Origin of the sequence: Pseudomonas sp. G166 (assembly GCF_037027455.2) — a bacterium.
Lineage (GTDB): Bacteria > Pseudomonadota > Gammaproteobacteria > Pseudomonadales > Pseudomonadaceae > Aquipseudomonas.
Genome location: NZ_CP146985.1, coordinates 5,569,829 through 5,584,921 on the forward strand (window position 1 = coordinate 5,569,829; position 15,093 = coordinate 5,584,921).

Genomic DNA, 15,093 nt, shown 5'->3' on the forward strand with positions numbered 1-15,093 from the left:
TAGGACTTATACAAAATAGTGCTTTAGTCGTAATTCAGCAGGCCCGACACCCGAGGGGAAAGTGCCCCGCGAGTGTTGTGTACACCACACGGTGCCGGGAAGACCTGCGGCGCGTGCGAGGCATCACGCCGGGCTATTTGATCCTGGAAGGGCTGGGCGCGCCGTCGCGTTATCGGCTGTAGGAGGGCATCGTCAATGGCACCGGCTGCGGGTTGGCGATGACCCAGCGCACAGCCAATTCACAAAGACGATCCGTGTGCTCGGCGTCATCGTTGCCATTGCGCAGAGCGGCAGCCAGCGCCCGTGCTTCAGCGAGTTCGGCCGCCGGCAAGGGCACGGCGCTGCCCACGTGGCTAACCAGAGCCGCCAACATCGCTTTGAAATCCGCGTCCCAGTTGGCCGAGCCGTTGTGGTGAATCTCTCGGGATATACGGCCACTGATGCGGATCACCTCACCCTGCGCCGTCGCTGCGGCGCCAGAGGATGGCACCAGCAGCTCCCACAGTTGCTGATGCTGGTCAGGCCAGCCACAGGCCGTGACGACGATAGCGGCCTGACCGTCGTGAACCTTGCGGGAGGCAACGGGAGTGACGTCGAAAAGACGATAAAGACTGGCCAGGGCAGCGTCCGTTGCCTCGAGATAGTCCGGGTTGAAGGAGGCCCGGTGAAACTCGAATTCACGGCCGATGCGCTGCACTTCAGCGAGCATGCCGTCATCGCGCGGCAGCCCCGCGGCCAGCAGAATCTGGGCAATTTTCGCGGTGGCCTCGATATCGGCGTTGCGGGTAGTTGCCAGGGCGATATGCAGCACACCTTGTCCCTGCCGACTCTTGGCATCGACATTGGCGCCACGGCGGATCAGGGCAGCGATGGCGTCAGCTTTGTGACTATTGGCCGCGGCATGCAGCGGCGTGTAGCCCTGGTAATCCTGCGCCTCGATATCGGCGCCCAAATCCAGTAGCAGGTCGACACCGCCGATCCAACTCGAACTGCGATGATGCAGGGGCGTGCGTTGGTAAGTGTCACGGGCATTGATGTCGGCGCCCTGCTCCACCAGCCAGCGGACCAGTTCGTCGGGGCAGTTGTAGAAGCCCAACGCGGTGCTCTTGCTGTAACCGCCGGTGGCTCCAAGCTCGCATTCATCGAACACGGCGACCAGCTCGGCAAACGAGGCCCGCTCCAGCAACTGACCGAAATCCTTCGGCAATGTCTTGCGTTTACGCTTACCCATGGCGGCGGTCACCGTTCTGATCCAAAGATTTTTCAGCATGAAATCAAATATTCATAGGTCACGGCCATCTGAATGTAGATCAGACTTTTTTGGTTCTCGGCAGGAAAATCGCCAACACCCCGAACAACGGCAGGAACGAGCACAACCAATACACGTACTCGATGCCACGGATGTCCGCCAGGTGCCCCAGCAGCGCGGCGCCGATCCCACCGAAACCGAACATCAACCCAAAGAATACGCCGGCGATCATCCCGACATTGCCCGGCACCAGTTCCTGGGCGTACACCACGATGGCCGAGAATGCCGAAGCCAGGATAAAGCCGATGACCACGCTGAGGATGCTGGTCCACAGCAGGTCAACGTGGGGCAGGATCAAGGTGAACGGCGCCACGCCCAGGATCGAGAACCAGATCACCGCCTTGCGCCCGATCCGGTCGCCGATCGGGCCGCCGAAGAAGGTTCCCGCCGCCACCGCGCCGAGGAACAGGAACAGGTGCAACTGCGAGGACGCTACCGACAGGTCGAACTTTTCGATCAGGTAAAAGGTGAAGTAGCTGGTAAAGCTCGCCATGTAGAAATACTTGGAAAACACCAGTAGCCCCAGCACCACCAGCGCACTCAAGACCCGCCCTTTGGATAAACCGTGAGTGGCCGCCTGGCCTTGCTTGAGCTTGAACAGGTTCAGGTGGTTGGCGTACCAGCGGCTGATGCGGTACAGCACGAACAGCGCAAACAGGGCGAACAACCCGAACCAGGCCACATTGCCTTGCCCGTAGGGAATAATGATTGCGGCCGCCAGCAAAGGGCCGAAAGCAGAACCAGCGTTCCCGCCGACCTGGAAGGTCGACTGCGCCAAGCCGTAACGCCCGCCCGAGGCCAGTCGTGCGACGCGCGAGGCTTCAGGGTGAAAGGTCGATGAGCCGATGCCGATCAGCGCGGCGGCCAACAGAATCAGAGGGAAACTGCCGACCATGGACATCATCACGATGCCGATCAGCGTGCACACCGTCCCCGCCGGCAGCAGCCAGGGCTTGGGGTGTCGATCCGTGTGATAACCGACCCAGGGCTGCAGCAGTGATGCCGTCAGCTGGAACGTCAGCGTGATCAAACCAACCTGGGTAAAGGTCAGGCCATAACTGGCCTTGAGCATCGGGTAAATAGACGGCAACACCGCCTGGATCAGGTCGTTGATCAAGTGTGCCAACGCCACGGCACCAATGATGCGCATGACCAGCGGGCTGCTTTGAGGCGTGGCGGGGACCGACTTCGTATCGGCGTGGGTGTTGCTGATAGCCATGGGAGTTTCCATACGGCAGATGGGTGCACACGGGCAGGTTCATCAATGTGCCATTTTTCGGTGCAGCCAGGCTATCCCCTTAGCTTGCTATCGAACTAGAAAATTGTCGGAATCCAAGGTGATAGCGCAACGCCATGGTCTGAATCTTGCCTTGTTAATGGCCTAGAACGCGGCCTCTTACAAAGAGGACCGAGAATGGGAAGTTTCGCTACAGAGCTGGCCTACCGAGCCGATTTGGACAAACTTTCGAGGCCTTTTAAAAGGGCACCTGCTTCTACACTGTGTAGAAACGCACAAAAACAGTGCAAGGGTGTTCAGGGGAGTATGGGCATGCAGGCTTTTCTATCACCGGGCATCGGATTGCTGGGACGTTTCGGCTTCGCCCGTAAATTCCAGCTGTTGTTCCTGCTTTTCATCCTGCCACTCATGGGCAGCCTGTGGCTGATCGGCCAGGACTATCGTGACAAACTCAGCCTGATTTCCGGGGAACGCGCCGGGGTACGCCAGTTGCTGGCCCTGGATAACTTGGACAACCTGCTCACCGCCCAGCGCAACCGTGCGGCCCGTTGGCGTGCCACCGAAACCAATCGACAACCGACGCCGGCAACCCTTGCCGCAATGGCGGCTTTCGACGCAGTGCAACCGGCCCTCAACCAGGCCGCCAGCGACTTGGGCAGTACCCTGCAAGCCGAGGGCGCCGAAGCCGACACCCTCGCCCGCTATCAAACCCTGCAAACCAGCCTCAACGGCCTGGATTCGAAGAGCCTGGGCGCCGTGGGCTGGTGGCCAGACGGTTACGACCGTTTCACCACGGCCCTGAGCGCACTGCAAGCCTTGCGCGAGCAAATGGTTATGGACAACCGCCTGACCCTCGCCTCCTGGTTGGAGACGTATTTGCTGACGCAGATTTCCACCCAACAGACACCGGACCTGATCGAACGGGTCGGCCGCCTGACCAGCGTCGGCCAGGCCTCCGTGGTATCAGGCCAGTTCACCTTGCAGAGCCGCCTGCAACTGCGGGACCTGCGCAGCCGTATCGGTGACGCCCGGGACCAGTTGATCAAAACCGGTACCTTGCTGGAAACACGCCTGCCCAGTGATCTGCAAACCTGGGCCGGACAATTCCAGGGCAGCCTCAAGCACCTGGATGCTGGGCTTAAAGTGCTGGATGACGGCGTGTTCGGCGGCTCTATCAATCTCAAGCCGGAAGACTTCGAGAAACACATGGATGCCCTCCTGACAGATCTCGCCACCCTGCGCCAACAATCCCTGGTAGCACTGGACACCCGGCTGGATCACTACCACGGCTCGGCGATCCGCCAGTTCACGCTGGTGGCGACGGTGCTCGGCTGCCTGTTGCTGGCCGCGCTGTACCTCTTCATCTGCCTGCAAGCGTCGATCCGGCGCAGCGCCAGCGGCATCACCCTGCTGGCCGAAGCCCTGCGTGACGGCAATCTCAGCCTGCAAGTGCCGGTGCAGGGACGCGACGAACTGGCGGCCATCAGCACCGCCCTCAACGTCGCCGTGGTGCAGTTGCGCAACAGTCTGCTGGGGGTGGACCACGAAACCTTGCAGTTGAGCAACGCAGTGCGCACCCTCAATACTCATTCCAGCGGCGCGCTTGACGAAGTCGAAGCCCAGCAGATGCAGATCAGCCAGATTGCTGCCGCCGCGACACAACTGGCTGCCACGTCTCAAGGCGTGGCGAGAAGTTGTGAACAGGCTTCCGACAGCGCCCAGCAGACCCGGCGCATCGCCACCGACAGCAGCCGCGACAGCCAACGCACCACGGCGAGCATCCAGCAGCTCAACCAGCGGCTCAACGAAACCGCCGCCGCACTGGGTCGGGTCAGCGAACAGGGACAACAGATCCAACTGGTGGTCGATACCATTCGTGGTGTGGCCGAACAAACCAACCTATTGGCCCTCAACGCCGCCATCGAAGCCGCTCGCGCCGGAGAACAAGGACGAGGTTTTGCGGTGGTGGCCGATGAAGTGCGCAGCCTGTCGCAACGCACCCAGTCCTCCACGCAACAGATTGCCGGCACCGTCGACAGCCTGCGCGCCACCGTCAATGAAGCGGTCAGCCTGATGGAAGCAGCCTGCGGCCAGGCCCAGACCGACGCCCAAGCGGTCACGGGCCTGGGTGAACGCCTGGCAGAAATCGCCAGCGCCGTGCAAAGCGTCACCGACACCCTGGCGCAAATCGCCACGGCGGTGGATGAACAGGCCAGCACCGCCGACGAGGTCAGCGGCAATATCCAGCAGGTCGATCAAGCGGCCATGCGCTTGCTCGATGGCGCGCGGGCCGTGAACCTGGCAGCGGATACCCTGAGCAAGGGTAGCCAGGCCTTGAGTGCCAATACGGGGAGATTTCAACTCGGTTGACGGGTATTTGTAGCGAGGATTGATAAGCGGTTGAAAGCGCAGAGAAATATTTCAGATTTACGCTTGACACATCTTCGCTACCGGCGAATAATGCGCGCCACTTGGCTACATAGCTCAGTTGGTTAGAGCATAGCATTCATAATGCTGGGGTCCGGGGTTCAAGTCCCTGTGTAGCCACCAAGTACTAAAAACGGCTTATCGAAAGATAAGCCGTTTTTTTATGCCTCGAAAAAAGCGCCTGCTCTCCCAGGTTTGTTCGTTCCACCGTGCAGACAGACAAGCCGGAAATTAAGGCGATCAGCTGCGTGTTGATTTGCGCCCCACGCCTCGCGTCGCTACAGTCGTTCTCTATCCCCCAGGCCCACGGATGGAGCGACACATGCTTATAGATCTCAAACCCAATCTACATCGCCTGTCAGCCGTTTCGCTGCTGGCTGTCGCTCTAACGCTCGCTGCCTGTAAGGCCCCACCCTCCTCCACAACCACACCTGCATTGCCTGCCCCTCCGGAGGTCGTCTCCGGCTACCGCACCGACCTGCAGACCCGCCACGCCGACAAGCACATGGCCGCCGCGGCCAATCCGTTGGCGGCTGAGGCCGGGCGGGAGATGTTGCGACGTGGCGGTTCAGCCATCGACGCAGCCATTGCGATGCAAGCGGTGCTGACCCTGGTGGAGCCGCAATCCTCCGGCATCGGCGGGGGGGCGTTCATTGTGTTGTGGGACGGCAAGGCGGTGCGCACCTATGACGGTCGCGAAACGGCACCGGCTGGCGCCACCGAAAGGCTGTTCCTGCAAGCTGACGGCAAACCCATGCCGTTTACGGCCGCACAGATCGGCGGTCGTTCCGTGGGTACACCGGGGGTATTGCGTGGACTGGAACTGGCCCATCGCAAACATGGCCGTCTCGAATGGGCGACGCTGTTCGAGCCGGCCATCGCGCTGGCGGAGCGGGGCTTCGCGATCTCTCCCAGGCTGCATGCCTTGATCGCGTCCGACCCGTCGTTGCCGGGTTCGCCAGATATGGCGGCCTACTTTCTCAATGCCGATGGCAGCCCAAAGGCGGTCGGCACCGTGCTGAAAAACCCGGCATTGGCCGGCGTGCTCAAGCGCATCGCCCACGAAGGTCCCGATGCCTTGTACAAAGGGCCGGTTGCCGAGGAGATCGTCGCCAAGGTACAGGGCCACGCCAACCCCGGCAGTCTTTCGCTGAACGACCTCCAGGGCTACACCGCACGGGAGCGGCCAGCGCTATGCACCGACTACAAGCGCTGGCAAATCTGCGGCATGCCACCACCGTCTTCGGGCGGGGTTGCCGTGGCGCAGATCCTCGGGACGTTGCAGGCCCTGGAACAGCGCGACAGCAACGCAGCCCTGGCGCCCTTGAAACCCCTCAAGACCGCTAAACCCGCCGGCATTGAGCCTACCCCCGAAGCGGTGCACCTGATCGCCGAGGCCGAGCGCCTGGCCTATGCCGACCGCGCCCAATACATTGCCGACCCAAACTTTGTAGCCGTGCCGCTCAAAGGCCTGGTCGATCAAGGTTACCTCGCCAGCCGCGCCAGCCTGATCGGTCCTCGTAGCATGGGTGTCGCCAAGCCGGGCACACCACCGGGCATCCAGGTGGCCTACGCCCCGGACCGTTCACCCCTGCGTATTTCCACCTCGCAAGTGGTGGCCGTGGATGACCAGGGTGGCGCGGTGTCCATGACCACGACGGTGGAATCGGCGTTCGGCTCACATTTGATGGTCCAGGGCTTCATGCTCAACAACCAGATGACCGACTTCTCATTCATCCCCGAAGAGAATGGGCAAAAAGTCGCCAACCGCGTCGAACCGGGCAAACGCCCACGCTCGTCCATGGCACCGACGCTGATTTTCGATCATCAGGGCCGACTGCTGGCCGCTGTCGGCTCCCCCGGCGGCTCGCAAATCATCGAATACGTCGCCAAGTCAGTGATTGGCCTGCTCGACTGGGACCTGGACCCGCAAACCGCTATCAACCTTCCCAACTTCGGCAGCCGCAACGGCCCCACCGAACTGGAGCAGGGCCAGTTCAGCCCGGCGTTGATCCAGGCATTGAAGGACAAGGGTCACACCGTGAGCGAGATCGACATGAACAGCGGCACCCAGGCGATTGTCCGGGTGCGCGATGCGCAAGGGAAAACGTCACTGGCTGGCGGGGCAGATCCACGGCGCGAGGGTCAAGCACTGGGGGACTGATCGACCTCGCCCTGGGGTTGATAGACCAGCAGATCGGCTGGCTGACATTGCAGATAGCTGCAAATGGCTTCGAGGGTCGCCAGCCGTATACCCTTGACCTTTCCTTGTTTGAGCAAGGAAAGGTTGGCTTCGGTAATACCTATGGCGGCGGCCAGGTCCTTGGATTTGACCTTGCGTGTCGCCAGCATTACATCAAGTTGAATCACGATAGGCATGAGGTTCTCAAACGAAAGTTCGGTTTTCTGAATCGACTTCACTGGCCTGGGACAGGATCCGGGCAATGATCGCAATACAGGCCGCAAGAAACAAAGCCACAAAGGATGGGGCGGTAATACTGAGGGTCAGCAATCGTTGGCCAACCGGCGCATTGATCGTCATCAGCAGGCTGAGAAACGGCTCACACAGGAAATCCAGCAGCACCCACAGCGCAACCGCGCGACCTGCCTTCCCCAGATAAACCGCCGCTTCGCTGGAAAAGTATTGGCCTTGGGCATACCGCTTGAACAATTTCCGTAAGTTCGCCAGCCCAGATGCCAGGGCCAGCAAAGGAATACTCGATAAAAAGATCCCACCAAGGCATTGCCAGCCAGTCGCCCCCGTCGCTCTGTCAGACAGGCTCGACAACTGTCGTTCGGTCAGGGCAAACCCCAAGCCGTATTGCGACGCCACCGAAGGAAACAGCCAGGCTGCGGCGTTGATGACCATCATCGCGACAATGAAAACAAGCGTTATGGCAGCCATGCGCTGACTGTAAAGGGCGAGACGATTCGAATGCATGTGAGGCTCCAATAGAACAAGAGGAGCCGAAAACATAGCCATCAAATTATCTAATGGCAATAATTAATGTGTAATAAACGATAATTTATAGCGATCATGTCGACAATTGGTTAGCAAACTGACTCACCGCATCAACCACTTTTTTCGCCCCGTCCTGAATCTCGACAATCACCGTCCCCGCTTCGGCTGCCAGGGCCAGGCCCTGTTCGGCCTGGTGCTGGCCGTCGGTCATCAGCGCCACGGCATTGCGGGCCATGTCCTGGTTCTGGTGGACCACGCTGACGATTTCATCGGTCGCCTGGCTGGTTCGTGACGCCAGTTGCCGCACTTCATCGGCCACCACGGCGAAGCCTCGACCCTGCTCTCCGGCCCGGGCCGCTTCGATGGCTGCGTTGAGGGCCAGCAGGTTGGTCTGTTCGGCGATGCCGCTGATGGTCTTGACGATGGTACCGATTACCTGGGATTGCTCATTCAGAGCCTCGATCCCCTCGCCGGCGGTCTGCATGTGCCGGGCCAGGTCGTGCATCACATCCACCGCCTGAGTCACGACCGTGGTCCCGCGTTGGGCGCAACTGTCCGTTTGCAATGAAGTGCTGTAGGCAATGTTGGCCGCCTCGGCGACGGCTTTTTCCTGGTTGACCTGGTCAGTGATGTCTGTGGCGAACTTGACCACTTTATAAAGTCGCTCGTTGGCATCGAGCACTGGGTTGTAGGAAGCCTCCAGCCAGACCTCGCGGCCGTTGCTGTCGATGCGCTTGAAGCGGCCGGCCACGAACTCGCCGCTGTTCAGGCGCTGCCAGAACTGCTGGTAGGCCGCGCTGTTGTATTCTTCCGGTTCACAAAATGTGCGGTGGTGCTTGCCCTTGATCTGCGCCAGGCTGTAACCCATGGCGTTGAGGAAGCGGTCATTGGCCGTCAGTACGTGACCGCTCAGGTCGAATTCGATCACCGCCGTTGAACGCACCAATGCACCGATGAGGTTTTCATGCTCGCGGGAACCCTCGATGGTGCGGGTCAGGTCATTGGAATACATCGAAAAGAAGCGGATTCGCCCGTCAGCATTGCGTACTGGCTGAAGGATCGAACGCAACCAGGCCTCCTGGCCATTGCCGCGAACCAGGCGCACCGCACCGGAAAAGTGCTCGCCACGGGTCAGCGCCGACTTGAAGCGAAGCTGGAATTCGTTGGACTTCAGGTAAGCCGGAACAAGGTCCTCGACAGATCGGCCAATCAGGTCCTGGCCCTTGTAGTGCATTTCGTCGAGAAAATTCTGATTGACCGTTTGCACACGTCCATCGGCATCAAGCGTGAGGGCCAGCATTTCGCGGTCCAGGCTTTCTTTCACTTGCATGAGGCTGGACAGTTCTTGGCGAAGAGCCGACAGCTCCTGCTTCAAGCGTTTATTGAACATGGACATGCTCCGGCAGGCAGGAGAGTTAAGTGGCTTGTTTCCTTGCCATCGGCCCGGCGATTTTTTTCTAAAGAGCGTCCCTGGCCGGTTGCTGAAAATAATCATGAGCGCTCTCGAAACCCTGGTAGACCTCCCATGGTCACTGGATTGCTCTACTGTTGACGCCTGACCACTGAGGCCTTGCCGCCACCAATACCCGTAACCATAACCATAAAAACGAGGTAATTGCCGTGACCACCGACATCGAAGACAGCCGTTCCGCCCGCTTCGCCTTGCGCTGCTCCAGTTTTGCCGAGCGCTGGTTCCCCGATTCCTGGGTCTTTGCCGCGCTGGCAGTGCTGGTGGTCGCGTTGGCGACGCAATTGATCGGCGCCACGCCCACAGCCGCCGCCATGGCATTCGGCGATGGTTTCTGGAGCCTGATCCCCTTTACCATGCAGATGGCCTTCGTGGTGATTGGCGGTTACGTGGTGGCCAGTTCGCCGCCGGCCGTCAAGTTGATCGATCGCCTGGCGCGGATCCCGAAGAACGGCCGCTCCGCCGTGGCTTGGGTGGCGCTGATTTCCATGGTTGCGTCCTTACTCAACTGGGGCCTGTCGCTGGTGTTTGGCGGCTTGCTGGTACGAGCCCTGGCCCGTCGCACCGACCTGAAGATGGACTATCGCGCCGCTGGCGCCGCCGCGTACCTTGGCCTGGGCGCTGTGTGGGCCTTGGGGTTGTCTTCGTCGGCCGCGCAATTGCAGGCCAACCCAGCCAGCCTGCCGCCGTCGATCCTGTCGATCACTGGCGTCATTCCGTTCACCCAGACCATCTTTCTCTGGCAGTCCGGGGTGATGTTGCTGGCGCTGATTGTGATCTCGTTGATCATTGCCTACGCCACCGCCCCCGGTCCCAACAGCGCCCGTGACGCCGCCGCCTGCGGGATCGACCCCAGTTTCAGCATGCCGGCGCTGCAACCGCGCACCCGTCCTGGAGAATGGTTGGAGCACAGCCCGTTGTTGACCATCGCCCTGGTGCTGTTGGCGGCCGGCTGGCTGTTCCATGAGTTCTCGACCAAACCGGCGATCAGCGCCATTTCCGGGCTCAACACTTACAACTTCCTGTTCCTGATGCTCGGCGCGCTGCTGCATTGGCGGCCGCGCAGTTTTCTCGATGCGGTGGCCCGCGCGGTGCCGACCACCACGGGCGTATTGATCCAGTTCCCGCTTTACGGCTCGATCGCCGCCTTGCTGACCACGGTCAAGGGCAGCGACGCCCAGACATTGGCCCATCACATCTCGACCTTTTTCGTACAGATCGCGTCCCATGACACCTACGCCCTGTTGATGGGCGTCTATTCGGCGGTATTGGGCTTCTTTATCCCGTCGGGCGGCGGCAAGTGGATCATCGAAGCCCCCTATGTCATGCAAGTGGCCAACGACCTGAACTATCACTTGGGTTGGGCGGTACAGATCTATAACGCCGCCGAAGCGCTGCCCAACCTCATCAACCCGTTCTACATGCTACCGCTGTTGGGTGTGTTGGGGCTGAAGGCCAGGGATTTGATCGGGTTTTCCTTCGTGCAATTGCTGGTGCATACACCACTGGTGCTGGCGCTGCTGTGGGCGTTGGGGAAGACGTTGAGCTATTTACCGCCAGTGATGCCATAAAGCCATAAAAAAGCGCCGATATTTCCGTCGGCCCACTTTTTCTTCGGCCCGGTCTGTTTCAGTATGGGGGCGCCCTGTTTCAAGGGTCCCTCACGCTGAAAAGGATCTGAGCATGTTCAAATTCGCAGTACTTCCTCTTGCCGCCCTGGCCTTGAGCAGCACCGCTCAAGCCGCCGACATTGACGTACAACTTGGCAGCACTGAACGCGTCACTCGCCTCTTCGCCTACCCCAACAACTGCAACGTGATTTGCTTTCGCGACTGGACCCTGGAGCAGACCGTCGAGCATTACCTGACCCAAAGCGTACAGCGCGACGGCTATGACACAGCCAAGGTCCAGGTCAAAATCGATAACGATAAGGTTTATGCCAGCATCGACGGCGTACCGAAGAGCTACGGCCAACCGCTGAAGGCACTGCTCGACGCCGGGGACCTGGCGTACAACGGCGCCAGCAAACTCAACACCGACAAGAAATGGTCCTACAACTGGTACCTGTTCCTGCCGCTGGGCATGGCCCTGGAAAACCGCAAGAGTGTCGAGTTGCTGCACTTCCCGCCGGATTACTCCCTGACCCAGGCCCAGGATTACCTGGAGTCGGCGACCACCGATCGCTGGGCCACGTTGCTGACCGTCAACGGTATCGCCGCTGAACAGACGCCCGCCTACCAGACCATCATCGATATCGCGCCAATCGCGGCCCCGTCCAATGCTGGCAGCACGCTGGAAGGACTCTACGATTATTTCAACGACTACCAGACCACCATGGTCAAGCAGATCACCCAAGGCACAAGCGGGGCCACGTTGCCGATGGTGGCCTTCGGCGCTCCCGTGAGGAACTGGATCAAGACCCAGTATGGCCAGACCGTGGGTGTGCTCGGCCTGGCGACCATCACGCCGACTGAAGGTGCGAAGGTCCCGGTGCTGGGCTCCAACCACCCGAGCTATATCTGGTACGCCGCTGACAAGGACAACTACGACGGTGACGAAGCCAAGGCAGATGCCGCCGGCTTGAAAGTCATGGGCCAGGATCTGAGTGCGGCGTGCTGGCAGGCCGGCATGGGCAGCAAGCCGGGCAGCGATCCGAGCACACTGCTGAACCAATGCACCCAGACTTGGCAGGTGACGCAAAAGGAACAGACCTGCGAGTTGTTCTACACCTCGGTTCGCAACCTTTCCACGGCTGACGCGGCGAAAAAATGCGAAACGCCGGCGATCAAGTCGCAACTTCCACAACTGAAAGTGCCCATGCCGTTGCCGGCCGAGGCGGTGTAAAAACTCAGGGTGTCCCCGCGTCAGCCTGGGCTGACGCGGGGCAACGCATAGTCCTTGAGGTTATTGCACTCAGGACGCGTCGACCGGACGCAGCCGATACTGCGGCGGCAATTGCTCGAAACCACTGATCGTGGTGTCCAGGCTCTTCCAGCGTCCGTCCTTGATGCCGTAGATGCAGCCATGAATCGACAGTTTCTGTCCACGGTGCCAAGCGTTCTGCACAATACTGGTATGGCCGACGTTGGCCACCTGCTGGATCACGTTGAGTTCGCACAGGCGGTCTACGCGTTCCTCTTCGGTCGGCAATTGGCCCAACGCCTCGCGATGCTCGTAGTACAGGTCGCGAATCGAGCGCAACCAGCCGTCGATCAGGCCCAGTTGCCGGTCCTGCATCGAGGCCCGCACACCGCCACAGCCATAATGGCCGGTGACCAGGATGTGTTTGACCTTGAGCACGTCCACCGCGTACTGGATCACCGACAAGCAGTTGAGGTCCGTGTGCAGCACTACGTTGGCCACATTGCGGTGTACAAACAGATCGCCCGGCAGCATGCCGACAATCTCGTTGGCCGGCACCCGCGCATCGGAACAGCCGATCCACAGGTACTCCGGGGTTTGCTGACGAGCCAGCTTGGAGAAGAAGTCAGGATCTTCCTGCTTGATCGCATCGGCCCAGCGCGCGTTGTTATCAATCAGATCTTGTAATTCGTTCATGCTTCTAGCCCTCGAGAATAGTGCGCAACTTTGACAATCGACCGCCTGTCGAGGTCACTTCGATGATGCCGTTGGAATTCTCGGCACGGCTGCGGGTCCACCCAGTAAGGCCCACAGTATGAGGAATTGCCATGAATGATTCACGACGCCCCTTCGATGCGGCGCAACCGGAACCCATCGACGACAACGAGGACCGTATGGGCTCGATGCATGAGCTGGAATTCGATGAGGATGAGCCCAGCGCGAAAATCGGCGACGAACTGCCGGACAACGAACGCGAACAGTTGATGCCGCCTGAACGTGTGCGCGAGGCGGGCATGACAGGGGCTTCGACGGATGATCACGAACCGACCGACGACGACATGAGCCCGGAAACGCTCATTCGCGAGGACGGCGCGCGGGACGCCCACGAAGCCGGCGGCGACGAACGGGCGGACTGGGACCTGAGCGTGGTGGATGAAAATGATATTGGTGGGGGCGATGGGCTGGATGAAGCGGAAATGGCGGATATCGACCCACTGGATGGCAAGCGCAACTGATCTCTTATGGGGGCGAGCCTGGTCGCGATAGCGGTGGGTCAGGTTGCATTGATGTTGAATGTGACGCCGTCATCGCGAGCAAGCTCGCTCCCACATGGTTTTGTGTTCGAGCGCAAATCTGATGTGCACCGCCGTCGCCCCCTGTGGGAGCGAGCTTGCTCGCGATGGCAGCGTTGCGGTCAACCTCGGTAGGCAGTTCAGTCCACCAAGGTACACGCCATGACCACCGCATCTTCACGCCCGCCCACCGCCGGGTAGTAATCCCGGCGCCGGCCAATTTCATTGAAGCCATAGCGCTCATACAGCCGGAACGCCGTGCGATTGCTGTCGCGCACTTCCAGGAAGCATTCCCGGGCCTCGGCCTTGTAGGCAATGGACATGAGGTGCTCCAGCAGGCGCAGGCCCAGGCCACGGCCCTGGTTTTCCGGCTTGACGGTGATATTGAGCAAGTGCGCCTCATCCAGGATGATCTGCACCACGCCATGGCCCACTTGCTGCTGGCCTTCGAACATCAGCCATATCTGGTATTTGCCCAGCCCGTCGAGAAAGATTCCCCGGGTCCAGGGGTGGCTGTAGGCGGCGTATTCGATCTTCAGCACAGCGTCGAGATCCGCCTCGGTCATCGGGCGGAACGATACAGCGTCACTCATTCGATTCTTTCCAGCGCGCCATCAGCCGGCGCATGGCTTGCCAGACATCAGCCTTGCGCTGTGGCGTTTCCATTAACAATTCCAGCCCGGGCAATGCCCAGGCCGAGCCCAGGCCTTCGACCTGCAATTCACGATTGAACGCTTCGGCATCCGCCTCGCCGGCAAACTTCACCGCCGGCAAGCCGATCAACCACAGGCACGCACAGGGTTCATCTTCGAGCCGCGCCGAAACAAAACCCTGGACGAAATCCCGCGCCGCTTCCGGCCCCTGGTCCATCGTGCCGCGGGACAACAGCGGCCAGCGCACCGGCTCGCCGATGATTTGCGGGCTGTCTGGCAGGCCGGCAGCGCGCAGCATGTCCTTAAGCAGCAGATACGCCGGGTCGCGGCTCTGGAAGGGATCGCCCGTGGGCAGCTCCACCAGTAATAAACAACGCCCGGCCCGCAGCAACTGCAGGGCGAAACGCGGCGGCGCGACATAGGGCACCTTGACCGCAGCCGGCGCTTCAACGGTGTCCTCCACCGGTTTGGCGTTAGTACGGGTCGAGGCCAGGCTTGGACGCGGCACGTCTATTTTCGGTCGCTCGACCACCGGCGCCACCGGCTCGGCAACGCTCTTGGCCACGGGCTGCGTCACGACCGGCGCGATGTACTCGGGCTCGGGCGTGTCCAGCAGCTCGGGCCGCGACGGGGCGGCGAACGGCAATTCGGTACGCGGCAGCCAGCTGACCACCTGCATGGCGCTCAGATAAGCGCGGCGACGGGACTCGATAAGCAAAGGTCGGCCACTTGTGGATAACTGAAAGTGGGAGGGATTCTACCGCCCTTCGAGACGGATCGCTCCCCTGTTGAGCCAATAGTTGGTCGATAGCGAACGACAGTCCGTCCAAGGGGTGAATCGCAAGCGGCCCGATGCAGTACAATCGCCGCTTTTAATTGCCAA

The 15,093-nt window shown here is 60.5% G+C and carries 13 protein-coding genes and 1 tRNA gene; 6 read left to right on the forward strand and 8 right to left on the reverse strand.

Annotated features, from left to right (window positions below; all coding sequences use genetic code 11):
• Positions 1-169 precede the first annotated feature (169 nt).
• Both SGN16_RS24630 and SGN16_RS24635 read right to left on the reverse strand, forming a co-directional pair.
• Positions 170-1,231: an ankyrin repeat domain-containing protein gene (locus SGN16_RS24630; protein ID WP_335945605.1), complete on the reverse strand. Its 1,062-nt coding sequence runs from the start codon at positions 1,229-1,231 to the stop codon at positions 170-172.
• 79 nt (positions 1,232-1,310) lie between these two features.
• Complete coding sequence (locus SGN16_RS24635) at positions 1,311-2,528, reverse strand: MFS transporter (protein ID WP_210640881.1); 1,218 nt, start codon at positions 2,526-2,528, stop codon at positions 1,311-1,313.
• A gap of 330 nt (positions 2,529-2,858) precedes the next feature.
• Here SGN16_RS24635 and SGN16_RS24640 point away from each other — a divergent pair, with 330 nt between their 5' ends.
• The 3 genes from SGN16_RS24640 to ggt all read left to right on the forward strand — a co-directional run bounded on the left by SGN16_RS24640 (position 2,859) and on the right by ggt (position 7,137).
• Positions 2,859-4,916, forward strand: a complete 2,058-nt coding sequence (locus tag SGN16_RS24640; RefSeq protein WP_335945606.1) for a methyl-accepting chemotaxis protein — start codon at positions 2,859-2,861, stop codon at positions 4,914-4,916.
• Positions 4,917-5,019: 103 nt separating this feature from the next.
• A tRNA-Met gene (locus tag SGN16_RS24645) sits at positions 5,020-5,096 on the forward strand.
• A 199-nt stretch (positions 5,097-5,295) separates the two neighbouring features.
• Positions 5,296-7,137, forward strand: a complete 1,842-nt coding sequence (gene ggt / locus SGN16_RS24650; protein ID WP_335945607.1) for a gamma-glutamyltransferase — start codon at positions 5,296-5,298, stop codon at positions 7,135-7,137.
• Here the strand turns inward: ggt and SGN16_RS24655 are convergent.
• The 3 genes from SGN16_RS24655 to SGN16_RS24665 all read right to left on the reverse strand — a co-directional run bounded on the left by SGN16_RS24655 (position 7,119) and on the right by SGN16_RS24665 (position 9,325).
• Positions 7,119-7,352, reverse strand: coding sequence for a helix-turn-helix transcriptional regulator (locus SGN16_RS24655; protein WP_335945608.1), 234 nt, complete (start codon positions 7,350-7,352; stop codon positions 7,119-7,121). The two genes, ggt and SGN16_RS24655, sit on opposite strands and share 19 nt — an antisense overlap.
• Before the next feature lie 7 nt (positions 7,353-7,359).
• Positions 7,360-7,914, reverse strand: a complete 555-nt coding sequence (locus SGN16_RS24660; RefSeq protein ID WP_335945609.1) for a DUF2975 domain-containing protein — start codon at positions 7,912-7,914, stop codon at positions 7,360-7,362.
• 94 nt (positions 7,915-8,008) lie between these two features.
• Positions 8,009-9,325 (reverse strand): PAS domain-containing methyl-accepting chemotaxis protein, encoded by a 1,317-nt coding sequence (locus SGN16_RS24665; protein ID WP_335945610.1) that lies wholly within the window; start codon positions 9,323-9,325, stop codon positions 8,009-8,011.
• Between the two features lie 230 nt (positions 9,326-9,555).
• Here SGN16_RS24665 and SGN16_RS24670 point away from each other — a divergent pair, with 230 nt between their 5' ends.
• Both SGN16_RS24670 and SGN16_RS24675 read left to right on the forward strand, forming a co-directional pair.
• On the forward strand, positions 9,556-10,974 hold the full coding sequence (locus tag SGN16_RS24670; protein ID WP_335945611.1) for a TIGR00366 family protein: 1,419 nt from the start codon (positions 9,556-9,558) through the stop codon (positions 10,972-10,974).
• Positions 10,975-11,086: 112 nt separating this feature from the next.
• Positions 11,087-12,247 (forward strand): hypothetical protein, encoded by a 1,161-nt coding sequence (locus tag SGN16_RS24675; RefSeq protein ID WP_335945612.1) that lies wholly within the window; start codon positions 11,087-11,089, stop codon positions 12,245-12,247.
• 69 nt (positions 12,248-12,316) lie between these two features.
• On the opposite strand, the gene can is transcribed toward SGN16_RS24675, so the two are convergent.
• The gene (can, locus tag SGN16_RS24680) at positions 12,317-12,961 is read right to left on the reverse strand and encodes a carbonate dehydratase (RefSeq protein WP_210640915.1); all 645 of its coding nucleotides are present in this window, start codon (positions 12,959-12,961) and stop codon (positions 12,317-12,319) included.
• A gap of 131 nt (positions 12,962-13,092) precedes the next feature.
• On the opposite strand from can, the gene SGN16_RS24685 reads away from it, so the two are divergent.
• A complete protein-coding gene (locus SGN16_RS24685; RefSeq protein ID WP_335945613.1) occupies positions 13,093-13,500 on the forward strand; it encodes a serine kinase/phosphatase in 408 nt (135 codons plus the stop codon).
• A gap of 197 nt (positions 13,501-13,697) precedes the next feature.
• Here the strand turns inward: SGN16_RS24685 and rimI are convergent, their stop codons facing one another.
• Both rimI and SGN16_RS24695 read right to left on the reverse strand, forming a co-directional pair.
• Complete coding sequence (rimI, locus tag SGN16_RS24690) at positions 13,698-14,150, reverse strand: ribosomal protein S18-alanine N-acetyltransferase (RefSeq protein WP_003205585.1); 453 nt, start codon at positions 14,148-14,150, stop codon at positions 13,698-13,700.
• A complete protein-coding gene (locus SGN16_RS24695) occupies positions 14,143-14,928 on the reverse strand; it encodes an energy transducer TonB (protein WP_335945614.1) in 786 nt (261 codons plus the stop codon). The genes rimI and SGN16_RS24695 overlap by 8 nt, the downstream gene beginning before the upstream one ends.
• Positions 14,929-15,093 lie beyond the last annotated feature (165 nt).

What these genes read in the sequence shown, in the direction of transcription:
- SGN16_RS24675 (WP_335945612.1), top strand. Translation starts at nt 11,087, where the DNA reads ATGTTCAAATTCGCAGTACTTCCTCTTGCCGCCCTGGCCTTGAGCAGC.
- SGN16_RS24630 (WP_335945605.1), bottom strand. Translation starts at nt 1,231, where the DNA reads ATGGGTAAGCGTAAACGCAAGACATTGCCGAAGGATTTCGGTCAGTTG.
- SGN16_RS24665 (WP_335945610.1), bottom strand. Translation starts at nt 9,325, where the DNA reads ATGTTCAATAAACGCTTGAAGCAGGAGCTGTCGGCTCTTCGCCAAGAA.
- SGN16_RS24655 (WP_335945608.1), bottom strand. Translation starts at nt 7,352, where the DNA reads ATGCCTATCGTGATTCAACTTGATGTAATGCTGGCGACACGCAAGGTC.
- SGN16_RS24635 (WP_210640881.1), bottom strand. Translation starts at nt 2,528, where the DNA reads ATGGCTATCAGCAACACCCACGCCGATACGAAGTCGGTCCCCGCCACG.
- rimI (WP_003205585.1), bottom strand. Translation starts at nt 14,150, where the DNA reads ATGAGTGACGCTGTATCGTTCCGCCCGATGACCGAGGCGGATCTCGAC.
- SGN16_RS24660 (WP_335945609.1), bottom strand. Translation starts at nt 7,914, where the DNA reads ATGCATTCGAATCGTCTCGCCCTTTACAGTCAGCGCATGGCTGCCATA.
- SGN16_RS24685 (WP_335945613.1), top strand. Translation starts at nt 13,093, where the DNA reads ATGAATGATTCACGACGCCCCTTCGATGCGGCGCAACCGGAACCCATC.
- SGN16_RS24640 (WP_335945606.1), top strand. Translation starts at nt 2,859, where the DNA reads ATGCAGGCTTTTCTATCACCGGGCATCGGATTGCTGGGACGTTTCGGC.
- ggt (WP_335945607.1), top strand. Translation starts at nt 5,296, where the DNA reads ATGCTTATAGATCTCAAACCCAATCTACATCGCCTGTCAGCCGTTTCG.
- can (WP_210640915.1), bottom strand. Translation starts at nt 12,961, where the DNA reads ATGAACGAATTACAAGATCTGATTGATAACAACGCGCGCTGGGCCGAT.